14 protein-coding genes and 1 pseudogene are annotated in these 16,416 nt (G+C 37.3%); 14 read left to right on the forward strand and 1 reads right to left on the reverse strand.

Features of this window, described 5'->3' with window-relative positions; all coding sequences use genetic code 11:
- The first annotated feature begins 39 nt into the window (after positions 1-39).
- From COCH_RS00815 to COCH_RS12680, 5 genes and pseudogenes are all read left to right on the forward strand, one after another.
- A complete protein-coding gene (locus tag COCH_RS00815; RefSeq protein ID WP_012796941.1) occupies positions 40-567 on the forward strand; it encodes a hypothetical protein in 528 nt (175 codons plus the stop codon).
- 285 nt (positions 568-852) lie between these two features.
- Positions 853-1,794 (forward strand): hypothetical protein, encoded by a 942-nt coding sequence (locus COCH_RS00820; protein WP_041546603.1) that lies wholly within the window; start codon positions 853-855, stop codon positions 1,792-1,794.
- Positions 1,795-1,827: 33 nt separating this feature from the next.
- A complete protein-coding gene (locus COCH_RS00825; RefSeq protein ID WP_223375688.1) occupies positions 1,828-3,423 on the forward strand; it encodes an RHS repeat-associated core domain-containing protein in 1,596 nt (531 codons plus the stop codon).
- A gap of 23 nt (positions 3,424-3,446) precedes the next feature.
- Entirely contained in the window at positions 3,447-3,977 is a 531-nt protein-coding gene (locus COCH_RS00830) for a DUF2247 family protein (protein ID WP_012796942.1), read from the forward strand.
- Positions 3,965-4,180: pseudogene (locus COCH_RS12680) on the forward strand (RHS repeat domain-containing protein); the annotation flags it as partial. The gene COCH_RS00830 and the pseudogene COCH_RS12680, both read left to right, overlap by 13 nt.
- Positions 4,181-4,224: 44 nt before the next feature.
- On the opposite strand, the gene COCH_RS00835 reads toward COCH_RS12680, so the two are convergent.
- Complete coding sequence (locus tag COCH_RS00835) at positions 4,225-6,114, reverse strand: SIR2 family NAD-dependent protein deacylase (RefSeq protein ID WP_223375689.1); 1,890 nt, start codon at positions 6,112-6,114, stop codon at positions 4,225-4,227.
- Between the two features lie 912 nt (positions 6,115-7,026).
- Here COCH_RS00835 and COCH_RS00840 point away from each other — a divergent pair.
- From COCH_RS00840 to COCH_RS00880, 9 genes are all read left to right on the forward strand, one after another.
- Positions 7,027-8,214 (forward strand): leucine-rich repeat domain-containing protein, encoded by a 1,188-nt coding sequence (locus COCH_RS00840; RefSeq protein WP_012796944.1) that lies wholly within the window; start codon positions 7,027-7,029, stop codon positions 8,212-8,214.
- 82 nt (positions 8,215-8,296) lie between these two features.
- Positions 8,297-8,791: a phosphoribosyltransferase family protein gene (locus tag COCH_RS00845; RefSeq protein ID WP_002676355.1), complete on the forward strand. Its 495-nt coding sequence runs from the start codon at positions 8,297-8,299 to the stop codon at positions 8,789-8,791.
- Positions 8,792-8,829: 38 nt separating this feature from the next.
- Positions 8,830-10,689, forward strand: coding sequence for an SLC13 family permease (locus COCH_RS00850; protein ID WP_009410677.1), 1,860 nt, complete (start codon positions 8,830-8,832; stop codon positions 10,687-10,689).
- Positions 10,690-10,726: 37 nt separating this feature from the next.
- Positions 10,727-10,993: a DUF6722 family protein gene (locus COCH_RS00855; protein WP_012796945.1), complete on the forward strand. Its 267-nt coding sequence runs from the start codon at positions 10,727-10,729 to the stop codon at positions 10,991-10,993.
- Between the two features lie 21 nt (positions 10,994-11,014).
- Positions 11,015-12,169, forward strand: coding sequence for a cysteine desulfurase family protein (locus tag COCH_RS00860; RefSeq protein WP_012796946.1), 1,155 nt, complete (start codon positions 11,015-11,017; stop codon positions 12,167-12,169).
- Between the two features lie 127 nt (positions 12,170-12,296).
- On the forward strand, positions 12,297-14,129 hold the full coding sequence (locus COCH_RS00865) for a DUF349 domain-containing protein (RefSeq protein ID WP_012796947.1): 1,833 nt from the start codon (positions 12,297-12,299) through the stop codon (positions 14,127-14,129).
- A gap of 70 nt (positions 14,130-14,199) precedes the next feature.
- Positions 14,200-14,781 (forward strand): non-canonical purine NTP diphosphatase, encoded by a 582-nt coding sequence (locus COCH_RS00870; protein ID WP_012796948.1) that lies wholly within the window; start codon positions 14,200-14,202, stop codon positions 14,779-14,781.
- 5 nt (positions 14,782-14,786) lie between these two features.
- The gene (locus tag COCH_RS00875; protein WP_009410673.1) at positions 14,787-15,467 is read left to right on the forward strand and encodes an ABC transporter ATP-binding protein; all 681 of its coding nucleotides are present in this window, start codon (positions 14,787-14,789) and stop codon (positions 15,465-15,467) included.
- Entirely contained in the window at positions 15,468-16,325 is an 858-nt protein-coding gene (locus tag COCH_RS00880) for a glycosyltransferase (RefSeq protein ID WP_012796949.1), read from the forward strand.
- Positions 16,326-16,416: the final 91 nt, after the last annotated feature.

A 16,416-nucleotide genomic window follows, 5' to 3' on the forward strand; every position in this document is an offset into this window, starting at 1 on the left:
ATTTTACTATGGTATGTATTCATTAAATCCTTATACATTATGGTAGCAAAAAAAGCAATATTAGTAGTATTTTGTATTCTATTATTAGTAATGATAGGATGCAGTAAAATGGTTGCTGATTTAGGAATGCAACGAAGACCTTATTTAGGAACAGATTTAAAAATAGATGGTTATTATTATTCTGAACCTATATGGGATAAAACAATTGCGGTTAGTATTTTTTATCAAAATGGGGTTAGTATACTTACATTTTTTAGTGTAGGTAAGGATACTTTACAGTCAATAAAAGAAAAATTATTTCATAATGAAGAATTCCTTTCCACAATGGGTAGTGAACCTCACTCCATAGGTGTTTTTACTATTAACAATAAATCTCTTGAGATGGAGAATTTTGTAGGAAGAGGTTTTAAACACACCTATCATATCTATGGAGAAATTATTAATGACTCAACTTTTGTAATGAAACGATTTATAGGTATAGAAGGTAGTGAGTCTTTTCATAATTTAAAATTTAAATTTAAAAAATTTAGTCCTAAGCCAGATAGCACGAGTGTATATATACGATAATAACGTATAGGTTATAACAGTGAACGCAATATACGAGGTCCTATACAAAATGGTTTTCACGATAGAATGGGAGGCGTACCTCACTTTAGAGTGTTAAGCCTCTCAGATAAATTTTACTATGAGAACTAATATTAGAAAAGTAAGATACACAGTCCAAGATATAGTTTTTTACCGTTTATAACGACTCATACCGAACATTATGAATTTAACGGAAGTATTTTTAAAACCATTACCGAAAACGAAGAAGGTGCTTACAGTGAAGAGAGTTATAATACTTTAGGCTGGTTGTTAGAAAAAGAGAGTAACGATGCTTTTAACAACCACTATGCGGTTAGCTACGAGTACGACGGTATAGGGCAACTAATGAGCGTGAGTGCCCCTCACCCAGGAGGTGCTTCTCAAAAGGCGAAGAGGAGAGAATACGATGTATATGGACGACCTACCACTATCACCAGTTCCGAAGGTAAAGTTACCCGCTTTACTTATGACAAGCTCAAAACCACTGCCGATGACGGACAGCAACAAGTGATAAGCACCCGCGATGCACAAGGTAACATTATAGAACACCAAGATACAGGGGGTACCGTGCGCTATACCTACTTTGCTAACGGTAGCCTAAAAACAGCTGACTATGGAGGTGCCATACAAAAGATAACCCAAGACGGCTGGGGACGCAAAACAAGTCTCACTGACCCCTCAGCAGGGCGCTACACCTATCAATATGACACGTGGGGCAACCTCACCGAAGAGACTACCCCTAAGGGTAAGACCACCTTTAGCTATGCACAAGGTACCGACCGCCTGAGTGAAAAACATATTACGGGTGAGTATACCGATATGCGCATACGCTATACCTATAACGCCGACAAACTGCTTACCCAAATAGACAACCAAAACAAAGACGGCAATAACGACAGTTACCGCTATGAGTATAACGGACTCAAACAATTGGTTCAAACTACCGAGACCAACCCCCAAGCGGTATTTACTAAAAACTACACGTACGACAGCTTTGGACGTGTACAACAAGAAACCAGCACCGCCCAAACGGCAGGCAAACGTGTGAGCAGTGCCGTGCAATACCGCTATGAGAATGGAGAACTCATAGAAATGAAAACACCGAGCGGAGCAACCCTCTGGAAACTGAGCGCAAGCAACGAAAAAGAAGAATTTGCGTATGATACCACCGACCGCCTCACCCGTTGGGGCAATGCCTCCCACCAATAGGATGAACGCGGAAGGATCACAGAGAATAGCGCGATGGGTACCTACGAATACACCCAACACAGCTACCAACAACAAAAGCTCACTACTAATGAAGCAGGCGAGAAGTATTTAGAAAAATACCCACTACCCACTGTAAGGTATAACGCTTTCAAAGCTCCTGAGCAGATATATGTAAAGGACAAAGAACGGATAAGCTATGAATATAACGCCTTTGGCGAACGTTCACACTGCTATTATGGCAATGCTGAAGTAGAGAAAGCCAAACGCCCAATGCTAAAACACTACAGCCACGACGGTAGTGTAGAGATAGTATGTAACAAAACGGATAACAGCACCAAGTTTGTGTTTTACTTAGGAGGTAATGCTTATAGTGCCCCTGCGATACTCATTTCGGACGGAGAAACCTCAAAACTCTATTACCTACACCGCGATTATTTGGGAAGTATTGTAATGCTCACCGATGAGAATGGTAATATAGCCGAGTGCAGACACTTTGATGCTTGGGGACAACCCATAAAAGTAGCAGACGGTGCAGGTAACACCTTAGACAAACTCACTCTGTTAGACCGTGGTTTTACAGGGCACGAACACCTGCAAACAGTAGAACTTATCCATATGAACGGACGCTTGTACGACCCAGCGCTACACCGTTTCTTACAACCCGATAACTACGTACAAGACCCTTTTAACACGCAGAACTTTAATAGGTATGGGTACTGTTTGAATAACCCGCTAGTGTATGTGGATGAGAATGGGGAGTTTATTATAACAGCTCTCATAGTAGGGGCTATAATAGGAGCTTATATAGGGGGTTCACAAGCCAATGGTACCTATAAACCTTTTAAATGGGATTTTAACAATGTTGAAGCTTGGGGAGGAATAGTAGGAGGAGGTATAATAGGATGCCTTTCTGAGGGCGTAGCGGCTTATGCAGGAGGGTTAGCTGTGGCAGGATTAGTAGCCTATGGAATTACCGGAGGAGTTATAGGAGGTGCTGTAGTAGGAGCGACAAGTGGACTTGTGGGAGGTTTTATAAGCGGAGGCTTTATGTCTCAACTACCCGGAGGGAATGGGAAGTTTTGGAGCTGTGCAAGTTGGGGGGCTTTATCCGGTTTTATAGGTGGAGCCGTATTAGGTGGAGCCACAGGAGCTCTTACCACTCCTAAAGGACATAATATTTGGACAGGACGAGAAATACAACAACCTGTTCAAACCTTAGAAGGAGCTCCCATAAATATTGATCTTGAAGCTAATAATTTAGATGGTTTAAGTTTGCAGGAAGCAAAAAATCAAATAAAGCAAGCTATTTCTGATAATGGAGAACCAATAAAATATAGAGCCGAGTACATAAAAAAAGTTACAGGGCTTGATGTGAATCATAATTGGAATAAAGAAACTATTGAAATAGTTGCAGATCACGGAAAAATATTTAATTCTGTAGGAGGAGATGGTAGTAAAGAAATATTAATACAAATGTTAGGAGAAAAATATGGTGTAGATGGTGTTTATGAAATAATAATTAGAGATGGTGTTATTACTCATCAACGTTTTATAGAAAATGGTGTGATAAATGGTATATATAATCAAAAAGGGGGAGGAGTTGGAGCTCCTCGTGCTTGGTGGAAATAGAAATAATTAATAAAGAATTTACTATGGTTTTATTTGACAAAGGTTTTATATTAAACGACTGGAGAGTTGTATATGTAGGATTAAAAAAACATTGGTTTACTCCTGAAGAAGTACTATCTTATTGTGAATATGGCTATATACTATGTAGTGAGGAAATGTTTACTGAGATGTATATGTTATCTGAGTTCTCAGATGAAAATCTTTTAAACTTAACAAGAAAGATATATCCTGACCCGATTTGGAAAAAAATTGATGACAATCTTTATGAAAGACAAATAGAAGTAAGTAAGAATTACTATTTATTTTGGGCTGTGGAAAAATTATTAGAAATAGTAGCTTTAGGTAAAGATAAAACATCTAAATTATATGAAGTAGATATGATACATTCAGAGTTTGACTGGCCTATCGAATGGCATAATTTCATATATTATATGCCACCTAAAAAGGGAGAAAAGATGGGAATAGATGTTTTGTATGATGACTTAATAGAATATATAGATAATTCTACAAAGCAATTAATAGAGAGTAAGACTATAGAGCTGAAAAAGGTATAATAGCTGAAAGACACTTTGACCCTTGGGGACAACCCATAAAAGTAGAAGACGGCGCAGGTAATGCTTTAGACAAACTCACCCTATTAGACCGAGGTTTTACAGGGCACGAACACCTGCAAACGGTAGGATTTATACATATGAACGGACGGTTGTACGACCCAGCCTTACACCGCTTCTTACAACCCGATAACTACGTACAAGACCTAATTCAGCCCTATATTCTTAGGCTAATATTCTCCCTGTTTTTTTACGTATGCTGTTTTAAATTATTAAATGTTATTAAAGCTCTTTTAGAGCGACTTTCAATAATAGGAGATTTTGTTCTATCACTTATTATTTCCTCATAATTTGAAATAAAAGCGTCTGATATTTGTGTTGTTATTTCTCCTATCTTAAAAGTTTGATTGTGAATAACTATATCCCCTAAGTTTTGAGTAAAATTCAAATCAAAATTATTTTTGTATGCTGTGTAATCAAAACTTTTTGGTTTTAGAAGAATCTGAGGACTTCTTTTTTTAATAGGCTTATTTTTTAATTTTGCAATAACTATCTCCAAGAGATTATGATTCTTAGGAGTAACATCATTGATATTAATATTAGAAAAGCGAAAATTACCTAACTTTTCAATTTCCTTTAGTTTTTTAAAATAAGTTAAATAGAACTCATTCTTTGGGGATAGAAAGCTTGCCTCTTTCCCAAATCTTCCCTCAAAAGCTCTTTTTCCATCTACATAAATTGAAAAAAGCTGTCTCATTGAGAGATGCTTAATCAATTCAAAGAAAAGTATTTGCTTGGAAATATTACTAATTTCTTTTGATATTGTATAAGAAAATATAGTTTCTATTTCTCTATTTGTTGATGGATAAAAAACGATTTCTAATTTATTTCCATAGAACTGAGCTATTACTTTTGCTTTTCTTCCAATTATATTTAAAGGAATAACTTTTAAGTTTATATCATTAATTTCCTTTCCATTTTCAAAGACGACATCTATTTTTTTGTCGAAACAAGGTAATAAGGCAAATTTTATACTTTTGATATCATCGATATTCCTATAACTGATGCCATTTATATCAAGATTGAAACTACTTAACATTTCTTTATCAATAGTCATTTCTTCAGAAATATCTCCTATACTTATTAAATCATTTACTTTATTATTGATTTCATCAAAAAATTTACTGACAGAAAATGTCATTTCTATTTTTGTATCTTTTCCTTCTATTCCTGTAAGATTTTTCACAATATTTTTCCCTATTGATGAATCTACTTCTATTTCCGATTTCAAATCAAAATTGCCTATGAACTCAGAATAGACATCCGATGAGATGTTTTTATTTTCAAAGTCTTTTTTGATATTCTTTTTTAGATATTCTATTAGCTCTTCAAAGAACTTTTCTCCTGTGAGAGAAATTGGATGTATATTTGCTTTCTCTAAATTAACTGACTTGATAGGAGGAATATAAGGAGCTACAAAATAGCATTCTTTACCATTCTTCCCCGTTTTATTCTTTATTTTATTAAAAATAACTTCAACATTGGAATCTTCTAAATTGTATCCAATAAATAGGATACTCTTGGTTGCAACTATTCCTTTGATAATATTCCAAATAGTATTTTGTTCTGTATCATTTTCAAAAAATCTATTATAATCAGATTTTGTTATAATTATAGAATCAGGATCTGATAAATCACCGTGTATTTTGAAAAGATTTACCTTTTTATCATCTATATACGGAGTATGGTTGTCTGAGAAAATTAGATTTAGTTTATTACCATATGCGTTTTCAAATAACCTATCATAGTTAGTTGTTATTATATTCCTGAAATGAGGTATTTTAGAAATAATTTTGTGAGTTTCTGTTGATGAAAAATCTTTTATAAAAGTACTTGTTAGTACCTTGATAATATAATTCCTATTTCCTTTAAGTTTACAAATCTCATCTGTTAAATGAGATAGGTCTGAATTTTTTCTAACTTCTTCTTTCTCTAAAGGAGTTAAGCCTTCGTATAGAATCTCTTTAAGTCGTGCTCCTGATGGTAAACCAGCATACAAAGACAAGCCTGCCCCTGCCCAAAGAACTACCTCACCCTTACTTATAGATTGAAATAGACTTTCTTTATATATGTTTTTCATAGATTCCATAACGATAAATTCTTGTTTTTAACTATCGGAAGTGATTCAAAAAGTATGATAAAGAATGGACAATTACAACAAAATTTGTAATTTTGGTAATAGAATTACATTGTCCTAATTGCCAAGGTGCAAAGATAGTAAAAAGGGGTAAAAAAATTAATAGGGAATAAAATTATCTTTGAAAAAAATGAAGAATACTGTTGCCAATAAATTGGCAACCTATAAAGACTACCGTTTCTAAAGGTAATAAAACGAAAATACAAATAATAGAAAAAGGCTCTTTTTTGTTTGAAGTATCTTATGTTTAGCTTATAGAAAGATTATGAGATAAACGAACAATGAGTGGCTCTACAGTGGCTCTACAGTGGGTCTACAGTGGGTCTACAGTGGGTCTACAACGAAGAAAAGACGAACAAATGACGAACAAAAGACAAATTTAAATTAAGGATATAATGGAGATAAGAAAGAGACTATTGGGAGCTTTCAGCTTTGCCAAAGTCTGAAATTTTGAGAAAGTCCATACTGGAAAAGGGAGTGTAGCGATGCAAAAACAAAGGTAAGACAGTATGAGCCACACAGGTAGGAGCGAGCCACACGGGCAGTCGTAGCACGACAGACAATACGAATTGGCAAATAGGTAAATTAGTGAGGAGAAGTGGAGAAAAATGAAAGGGTTCTGGAAGGAGAGGTGCTTGTGTTTCAGACTTTAATAAAGGTCGTAGGACGACAGAAAGTATTAGACTTTGAAAAACCAAAAAATTTATTCTATCAGAAAGTAATCTGAAAAATTGCACTTGATGGTGGAATGGGCTTCTAATAGAAAAATTGTTTTTTCTTGTTTTTTAGTAATATAGTTTGTACTTTTGTCGCATTTATATAACATTAGGAAAGAAGATTAATAATTAAAAAACGATGAGAAAAGTTATTCTTATAGCAGTAGCAGTGCTAGTAGCACTGACTGTTAGCAATTGTGGGAAAGGGGGCGATGACGCTCCTAAGGAACTAAAAACTAAGATTTACGAGAATTTTGAAATTACTGAAGATGGCTCAACATTAGTGAAATGGCTTACTGATGAAGAAACTACCATTGATATGGCAGCAGACGAGATGCTGAGCAAAGTAACTGCTATCTCAGATTATGCTTTTGCAGAACACCGAGAAATAACCTCAGTGACTTTGCCCAAAGGCTTAAAGAAAATGGGGAAATGTGCTTTTAAGAGTTGTTCAAAATTAACTTCTATTGTTATTCCTGAGGGGATAACAAGCATAGAAGAGGGTTCTTTTGGGTGGTGTGGAGCCTTAACTTCGGTTGCTATCCCGGGAAGTGTTACAAGCGTAGGATATGGAGCTTTCTCCCAATGTACAAATTTAGCCAAAATTACTATTCCTGACAAAGGTTTAGTAACCATAGGAGAGCGCGCTTTTTCGTGCCCTGCCTTAAAATCGTTTACTATCCCTACTACGGTAACAAGTATAGAGAAATGGGCTTTTTTTGATTGTCAAAATCTTACTTCCTTAGTTATTCCTACTACTGTAAGAAGCATAGGAGAGGGTGCTTTTGCAAACTGTAAGGCTATAACCTCTATAATAATTCCTAAGGGAATAACAAAAATTGAAGATTCTACTTTTATGAATTGTGAAGCCTTGACCTCGGTTACTATCCCTAATACCGTAACAAGCATAGGTAGTGGTGCCTTCAGTTCTTGTAAGTCCTTACCTTCTATTGCCATTCCTAATACTGTAACAAATATAGGAGAAAGTGCTTTTAGTTTGTGTTCTGCATTGAAATCGTTCACCTTCCCCGATAATAATAGTATTACTAGCATTGAGGAAAAAACTTTTTTGGCTACCGGTTTAACTTCTATTACTATTCCTAATACCGTAAAAAGTATAGGAAATAATGCTTTTGCTGAATGTCCTGCATTAAAGTCGGTTACTTTAAAAGGAGGTACACCTCCCACCATAAACATCGACAGTTGGCCTGGTACTTTTAGCGATACTCCGCTTAATGCTATTTATGTGCCTGCTAATAGTGTAGAGACTTATAAAAAGGCTGATGGTTGGAACAAATTTGCCGATAAAATACAAGCTATTAAATAAGTTATTTGATAGATAACCTATTTTTTCTTGCTTTTTAGCAATACAATTTGTATCTTTGGCACATTATATAAAAAAGCATACAATGACACAGATATTAAACCACACTGATATTGAACACAAGATAAGACGGATTGCTTATCAGATTTACGAAACACACCTCAATGAAGAGGAGATTGTGCTAGCAGGCATTAATGGCAATGGCTATGTGTTTGCTGAGAAACTTGCTGTAGCACTTGCAAGTATAGCCCCCCTTAAAGTAGTTTTATGTCAAATTATAATGGATAAGAAGAACCCATTGGCAGGCACTGCTACTTCTATTCCTGCGGAACAATACACCAATAAAGCAGTGATAGTGGTAGACGATGTGCTCAATTCAGGACGTACGCTCATCTATGGGGTAAAACACTTTTTGGAAGTCCCCTTAAAGCGACTTACTACCGCTGTATTAGTTAATCGCAATCACAAGGATTATCCTGTAAAAGCCGATTTTAAAGGCATATCACTATCTACTTCACTGCAAGAACACGTTTCGGTAACATTCGACACAAGTAAGTATAGTGTTGATTTATCAAATTAATAAGCTAATCTGTTCATTTGCTAATTAACTAATTTGTTATGTATACCACTCTTATCATTCTTTTTATATCGGCTTTATTTTTTATGAGCGGGAAGGTGCGCTCCGATTTGGTAGCTATGTGTGCCTTAGTGCTCTTAGTGCTCTTTGGCATATTAACCCCTGAGCAAGCTTTATCGGGCTTTTCGGACAAGGTAGTAGTGATGATGATAGGGCTCTTTGTGGTAGGAGGCGCTATTTTCCAAACGGGATTAGCAAAGATGATGAGCAGTAAAATCTTACGCTTGGCAGGCGATAGCGAGGTAAAACTCCTTATCTTGGTAATGCTCGTTACGGCTTTTATTGGGGCTTTTGTAAGCAATACAGGTACGGTAGCCTTGATGATGCCCATAGTGGTGAGTATGGCAATGAGTGGTAACATCAACAGTAGTCGCCTGCTGATGCCTATGGCTTTTGCCAGTAGTATGGGCGGTATGATGACGCTCATCGGTACGCCTCCTAACTTGGTAATCGATGGAGAGTTAGTGAAAAACGGCTACGATAAACTCACTTTCTTTTCCTTTACTCCAGTGGGATTGGTGTGTTTGGCAATAGGACTGTTAGTTTTAATTCCCACCAGTAAGTTTTTTCTTTCTAAAAAAGGTGATTCTAAGCAAGAAGGGAACCGAAATGGCAAATCACTTACCGATTTGGTACGTGAATATCAACTCTCCAACAACTTATATCGCGTATTAGTAGAAGGAAACACTTTATTTATAGGTAAAACGCTCAAAGAAATCAACCTTTCGCAACGTTATCACATTTCGGTATTAGAAATCAGACGCAAACCTACTTCTAACAATCCTTTTTTCAAAACAGGCAACCAAGAGGTAGTAAATGCTGACACCGTAATTTATGAAGGAGATATTCTTTATTTGCGCGGTAGCTTTGAGTCGATTGAACAAATGAACGCCGAAAATCACTTAAACTTTCTCGACACACACCACCCCGAACAACGCTTGCCTAACGAGTTGCACTTCCACGATATAGGCATAGCCGAAGTACTGATAATGCCTGCTTCGAAATTGGTTAACACCCGCATCAGTGATAGCAAACTGCGCGAACACTTTGGGCTCAATATCTTAGGTATTCAGCGCAAGGATAACTATATTTTGCAAAACTTAAAAGACGAAAAGATGCACGCTGGCGACATACTATTGGTACAAGGAACTTGGGAGCACATTGCTAAAATGGACGCTGAACGCAGTCAGTTGGTAGTATTAGGGCAACCTCTTGCAGAGGCATCTAAGGTAACCCTCACCCACAAAGCTCCTATCGCTGCGCTAATAATGGTAGGAATGGTAGTCGCGATGATGTTCGATTTTATCCCCATAGCACCCGTTACTGCTGTGCTTATCGCCTCTTTATTGATGGTTATTTCAGGAGCTTTGCGCAATATTGAAGCTGCTTATAAGACGATTAACTGGGAGAGTATTGTACTCATTGCAGGTATGCTTCCTATGGCATTAGCCTTGGAAAAAACAGGAGTATCAGCCTTAGTATCGAATGCATTAGTAGGGAGTTTAGGCGATAAGAGTCCATATATACTCTTGGCAGGCGTGTATTTTACCACTTCGCTTATGACGATGTTCATCAGCAATACCGCTACAGCCGTACTCTTGGCACCCATTGCTATTAAAACCGCCTTATCGTTAGGCTTACAGCCCCACGCTTTTATGTTTGCAGTAGCCGTAGGTGCAAGTATGTGTTTTGCTTCTCCTTTCTCCACTCCGCCCAATGCATTAGTAATGTCGGCTGGGCGTTACACTTTTATGGATTACGTGAAAGTGGGCTTACCTCTGCAAATCATTATGGGGATTGTAATGGTATTCGTATTGCCATTATTATTCCCATTTCAATAAAAAGTTGTATCTTTGCCGAAATTTTTAAAAGTAAAGAATGAAAAAAAGAATTTCAGATTTTTTGTTAGGCGTTTCTAAATACGTATTTGCGGGCTTATTAATCGCTCCACTATTTAACTCAACTTTCACGTGCAACGATGCTTATTGGTGCGCTTTTACTGTAGCTATTTTAGCTCTTATAGTAGGGCTTTTCCTCTCTAAACAGAAAAAAGGAGCGGTGAATAAAAACAACAATAACAACCGCAACAAAAACTATCGCAAGAACAATAATAGCAAAAATAATACAACTTCTAACAGAGCATAACTATTTCTTCCTCTCAAAACTATGAAAGTCTATTTCGATAATGCGGCTACTACCCCCGTCTATCCAGAGGTAATACAGAAGATGACGGAAGTACTGAGGGATACTTATGGCAACCCCTCTTCTACACACGCCTTTGGGCGTAAAGCCAAGTCGCTTATTGAATATAGTCGCAAGCAAATAGCTAAACAACTGAATGCTTCTCCCTCTGAAATTATTTTCACTTCAGGGGGTACTGAAGCTAATAACCTTATCTTGCGCAGTTGTGTGCACGATTTAGGTGTACAAATTGTCATTTCTTCGCAAATAGAGCATCACGCTGTATTGCATACCTTAGAGGTATTAGCCAAAGAATATCCTATAAAAATAGTTTACGTAAACCTTACGAACAAAGGAGTTGTAGACCTCTCTCATTTAGAATACTTGCTCCAGCGATATACTGAAAAAAAGGTATTGGTAAGCCTAATGCACATAAACAACGAAATAGGGAACATTCTACCTTTAAAAGAAGTAACTTCACTCTGTAAACAATACAATGCTTATTTCCATTCAGATACCGTGCAGTCTGTGGGGCATTACCCTATTGATTTGGAGGAAATCCCTGCCGACTTTATCACGGCTTCAGCTCATAAGTTTCACGGACCTAAAGGAATAGGATTTGCTTTTATTAGAAAAGGCATTGCGCTACACAGCAGTATCACAGGGGGCGAACAAGAAAAAGGCTTACGTGCAGGTACCGAAGCTGTTCATAATATAGTAGGAATGGAAGTCGCTTTTAGTCTATCATACACTAATTTAGATAGAAACACTGAAAAGCTCAAAGACCTGAAGCGTTATTTTATTAAACAACTCAAACATCATTTCCCAGAGGCGGTATTTAACGGAATGTCCGATACTTTAGACGAAAGCAGTTACACCATTGTGAACATAGGTTTTCCCTCATTGAAAAACCAAAATAGCACCCTGCTTTTTCAGTTAGACTTAAAAGGCATTGCTTGTTCCAAAGGGAGTGCTTGCCAGAGTGGAAGCGTGCAAACCTCTCACGTACTATCGGCTTTTTTACCTGAGGAAGCACTACAATATCCTTCGCTAAGATGCTCTTTTTCCATCTTTAATACAGCAAAAGACGTCGATTTTCTTATCGAAAGCCTTAAAGAAATCTCCCATAATAAACACTGATAATAAACTACTTACATTTCTATTACACATTAAGCAGAAAAATATTTACAGAAAAATAGTAGGTAATTCAAAATATTGTTGTAATTTAGTAGCGTTTTTAAACAATAGTTGCATTTAAATCTTAGATATGTCAGAGGAAAAAAACACATTAGCCATAGAGGATAACCGCGAGGACAACCGTTTAGAAGAAGCGTCATTAGTAAACTATGAGGCAATGTCTCTTAGTGAATTAACCAAAGAACTAAAAGAACTACTCCAAACTGAGAAAACCCAAGCTATCAAAAAGCAAGTGGACGCTATTCGTTATGAGTTCGACAAAAAATACGACGCTCTTGTAGAAGAGAAAAAAGAAGAGTTCATAGCCGACGGAGGAGAATTGTATAATTTTTCTTACGAAATTCCTGTTTATAGAGAATTCTACACCGCTTTCAACGATTATCGCGAAAAGCGCAATCAATACTATAAAGAGATTGAGAAAACCCATAAAGAAAACCTTGCTAAACGCCGAGAAATCATCGAAGAACTCAAAAGTCTTCTCAATGCGGAAGAACATTTGGGTACTACCTTCAAGCAGTTTCAACAATTGCAAGAGCGTTGGCGCAAAGCAGGAGCCGTCTCTAATGCCGATTATGAGGATTTGTGGAATACTTATCACCACCACGTAGAGAATTTCTATGACTTTATCCACCTCAGCAAAGACTTGCGTGACATCGACTTTAAGCGCAATTTAGAAGAAAAACTAAAAATTATTGAGCGTGCCGAAGCACTTGCCCAAGACGACGTAGATGCTCTCATTGCCTCTCGTGAGCTACAAGTGTTACACCGTGTTTGGAAAGAGGAAATAGGTCCTGTAGATAAAGAACACCGCGAAAGCATATGGCAACGTTTCAGTGAACTTACTAAGAAAATACACGACAAACGCCAATATTACCTCAAAAACTTAGATAAGATATACGAAGAAAATGCAGTGAAGAAGCAAGGCATCATTGAGCGGATTAAGAAACTCGGTGAGAAAGAGCCTACTACTCACAGCGCTTGGAAACAGCTTTCTAAGCAAGTAGAAGATTTACGTCAGTCGTTCCTAAATGTAGGAAAAGTACCTTTACAACAAGCTGATGAGGTATGGAAATCTTTCAATATAGCTTTACGTGCTTTTAACAAGAAGAAGAACCAATTCTACAAAACACTCAAAAAAGAGCAACAAGAGAACCTCACTAAGAAATTAGCCTTATTAGAAATAGCAAAAGCTAACCAAAATAGCACCGATTGGGAAACCACTACTGAACTGATGAAGAACATTCAGAGAGAGTGGAAAGAAATAGGAAGCGTTCCTCTTAGAAATACCGAAAAAATTTGGAAGGAATTCAAGAGAGCTTGTGATACGTATTTCAGTAGATTTGCTGAGACTATTCAGCATTCTAAAAATAAAGAGTCTGATGCGCTTGAACAAAAGAAAGCCTTTTTGGATAAGCTGAAAGAATATCAATTAGGTACCGATAGAGATAAAGAGATAGCAACCTTACAAAACTTTGTGAATGAATGGAATGCTATAGGAAATACTCATCATTCTAAGAGAACCATCGACATCAAATTCCATAAGATTATCGATGCACTGTACAAGAAACTTAATTTTGATAAACAAGAAATTGAGCTTATCAAGTATAACAACAAGTTAGAACGACTTATCAACGATGATAACGAGAACTCCCTTAACAATGAGGTGATTTTTGTAAGACGTCGTATCGATGAGCTCAAATCGGAGATTCTACAGTTAGAAAACAACTTAGCTTTCTTTGGTAATATCGATGAGAAGAACCCATTAGTACGCGATGTGATTAAGAACATCAACAACCAAAAAGAAGCTCTTAAAACGTGGGAAAATAAACTTCGTGAGCTAAAGCATTTGCAAAAAACACAATTAGCTGAAGCCTCTGAAGAAAAAATAGAAGAAAAGGAATAATTTTATTGTTTTCATATTTAGAGAAGAGGTTATGCTTGCTAAGTAACCTCTTTTCGAGTTTTATATCTGTATGAAATTAGTATTTGCCACCCATAATCAGCATAAATTAAAGGAAATACAAGCCCTTTTACCTAAAAATATCGAACTGCTAAGTTTGAGCGACATAGGGTGTGATGACGATATAGCCGAGACTGCTACTACTATTGAGGGCAACGCTTTGCTGAAAGCTCAATACATCAAAGAGCATTATCATTGCAACGTTTTTGCCGATGATACAGGCTTAGAAGTACAGGCTTTAAACAATGCTCCTGGGGTATATTCGGCACGGTATGCAGGAGAGCACAAAAGCGATGCAGACAATATGTATTTGCTACTAAAGAATATGGAAGGAATCTCACACAGAGAGGCTCAGTTTAAAACGGTTATTGCTTTATGTTTAGATGGTGCTGTATATACTTTTGAAGGTATCGCAAAGGGACGTATAGGCACTACCCCTATGGGCACTAACGGTTTTGGGTATGACCCTATATTTATTCCTGAGGGTTCTGACCAAACTTTTGCCGAGCTGACCCAAGAAGAAAAGAACCGTATCAGTCACCGTGGGAAAGCCTTTGGAAAGCTATTACATTTCTTAAACCAAAATATTCAGTAAGGAAAATGAGTTTATTAGAGATTAAAAATATCAAACGAGATTTTAGATTAGGGTCTGAAATACTGCACGTACTGAAAGGCATCAACCTATCTATAGAAAAGGGAGAATACCTTGCCCTTATGGGACCATCGGGCTCTGGTAAATCTACTTTGATGAACATCTTAGGGTGCTTAGATACGCCTACCTCAGGCGAGTATATTCTGAACGGTAAAGATGTAAGCAAGATGAGCGACTCGGAATTAGCCGACATTCGCAATAAAGAGATAGGCTTCGTATTTCAAACCTTCAACCTAATGCCACGTACTACGGCTTTAGACAATGTAGCTTTGCCTATGGTATACGCAGGCGTTAAGAAAGAAAAACGACACGAGCGCGCTAAAGAAGTACTGAAATTAGTAGGATTAGAAGACCGTATGCTTCACAAACCCAATGAACTATCAGGAGGGCAACGCCAAAGAGTAGCTATAGCGAGAGCTTTGGTAAACCACCCTTCAATTATCTTAGCCGATGAGCCTACTGGGAACCTTGATTCTAAAACTTCTTATGAAATAATGAACCTTTTTGACGAAATCTACCAAAAAGGGAATACCGTTATCTTGGTAACCCACGAAGAAGACATTGCTCGGTATGCCAAACGGATTGTCCGCTTAAAAGACGGACTTATAGAAACTGATAGCGCTAAGTAAATGAATATCGGAATTATTATCCCTGCTTATAACGAAGCTGAAAGCATTGGTGTTACCTTGCAATCTCTGCTAAATCAGACCTATCTTCCCTATCAAATTATAGTAGTAGACGACGGTTCTACCGATACCACTGCTGAGGTAGTGAACCAAATTGCTACCCAATATCCCGTAGTACAATTGGTGCAACGCAGTGAGAAGGGTGAACATCTACCAGGGGCTAAAATAGTGCAGACTTTTAACTATGGGCTTCCTTACCTAAAAGAAGACGTAGAGGTGATTTGCAAATTTGATGCCGACCTCATCTTCCCTAACAACTATCTCGAAACAATGTGCCAGCAATACAGTGAAAATCCACAGTTGGGAATGTTTGGGGGCTTTTGTTATATTGAGAGAAATGGCTCTTGGGTACTCGAGAATCTCACTAATAAAGACCACCTAAGAGGTGCTGTAAAATCTTATCGGAAGGCGTGTTTTGAAGCGATAGGTGGACTTAAAATAGCAATGGGCTGGGACACCGCCGATGAGCTATTGGCGCGCTACCACAGTTGGACAGTACAAACTGACGATACTCTTCACGTAAAACACCTACGCCCGACAGGTGCTGGCTATAAAAGCAATGCCCGTTACCTGCAAGGAAGCGTTTTCTACCGTCTGCGATACGGTTTCTTCCTCACTTTACTCGCTGCCATAAAATTAGCCATAAGAAAACGCAATGGTAAACTCTTCTTAGATTATTGCAAAGGATTTTATAAAGCTAAACAAGAAAAACAACCTTACTTACTCACTCCTGAAGAAGGTAAATGGGTAAGACAATACCGGTGGAAAGGGATTTTCAGTAAAGTAGTGAAAAAAAAGTAATAATATCAAAAATGTCAATAAAGCCAATAATACTAAATCGATGATGATGCGAGGTCGTAGTACGATAGGTAACTAAACAAAGAGTAACCAA

The organism is Capnocytophaga ochracea DSM 7271 (assembly GCF_000023285.1).
Classification (GTDB): Bacteria; Bacteroidota; Bacteroidia; order Flavobacteriales; family Flavobacteriaceae; genus Capnocytophaga; species Capnocytophaga ochracea.

What these genes read in the sequence shown, in the direction of transcription:
- COCH_RS00815 (WP_012796941.1), top strand. Translation starts at nt 40, where the DNA reads ATGGTAGCAAAAAAAGCAATATTAGTAGTATTTTGTATTCTATTATTA.
- COCH_RS00825 (WP_223375688.1), top strand. Translation starts at nt 1,828, where the DNA reads ATGGGTACCTACGAATACACCCAACACAGCTACCAACAACAAAAGCTC.
- COCH_RS00830 (WP_012796942.1), top strand. Translation starts at nt 3,447, where the DNA reads ATGGTTTTATTTGACAAAGGTTTTATATTAAACGACTGGAGAGTTGTA.
- COCH_RS00835 (WP_223375689.1), bottom strand. Translation starts at nt 6,114, where the DNA reads ATGAAAAACATATATAAAGAAAGTCTATTTCAATCTATAAGTAAGGGT.
- COCH_RS00840 (WP_012796944.1), top strand. Translation starts at nt 7,027, where the DNA reads ATGAGAAAAGTTATTCTTATAGCAGTAGCAGTGCTAGTAGCACTGACT.
- COCH_RS00845 (WP_002676355.1), top strand. Translation starts at nt 8,297, where the DNA reads ATGACACAGATATTAAACCACACTGATATTGAACACAAGATAAGACGG.
- COCH_RS00850 (WP_009410677.1), top strand. Translation starts at nt 8,830, where the DNA reads ATGTATACCACTCTTATCATTCTTTTTATATCGGCTTTATTTTTTATG.
- COCH_RS00855 (WP_012796945.1), top strand. Translation starts at nt 10,727, where the DNA reads ATGAAAAAAAGAATTTCAGATTTTTTGTTAGGCGTTTCTAAATACGTA.
- COCH_RS00860 (WP_012796946.1), top strand. Translation starts at nt 11,015, where the DNA reads ATGAAAGTCTATTTCGATAATGCGGCTACTACCCCCGTCTATCCAGAG.
- COCH_RS00865 (WP_012796947.1), top strand. Translation starts at nt 12,297, where the DNA reads ATGTCAGAGGAAAAAAACACATTAGCCATAGAGGATAACCGCGAGGAC.
- COCH_RS00870 (WP_012796948.1), top strand. Translation starts at nt 14,200, where the DNA reads ATGAAATTAGTATTTGCCACCCATAATCAGCATAAATTAAAGGAAATA.
- COCH_RS00875 (WP_009410673.1), top strand. Translation starts at nt 14,787, where the DNA reads ATGAGTTTATTAGAGATTAAAAATATCAAACGAGATTTTAGATTAGGG.
- COCH_RS00880 (WP_012796949.1), top strand. Translation starts at nt 15,468, where the DNA reads ATGAATATCGGAATTATTATCCCTGCTTATAACGAAGCTGAAAGCATT.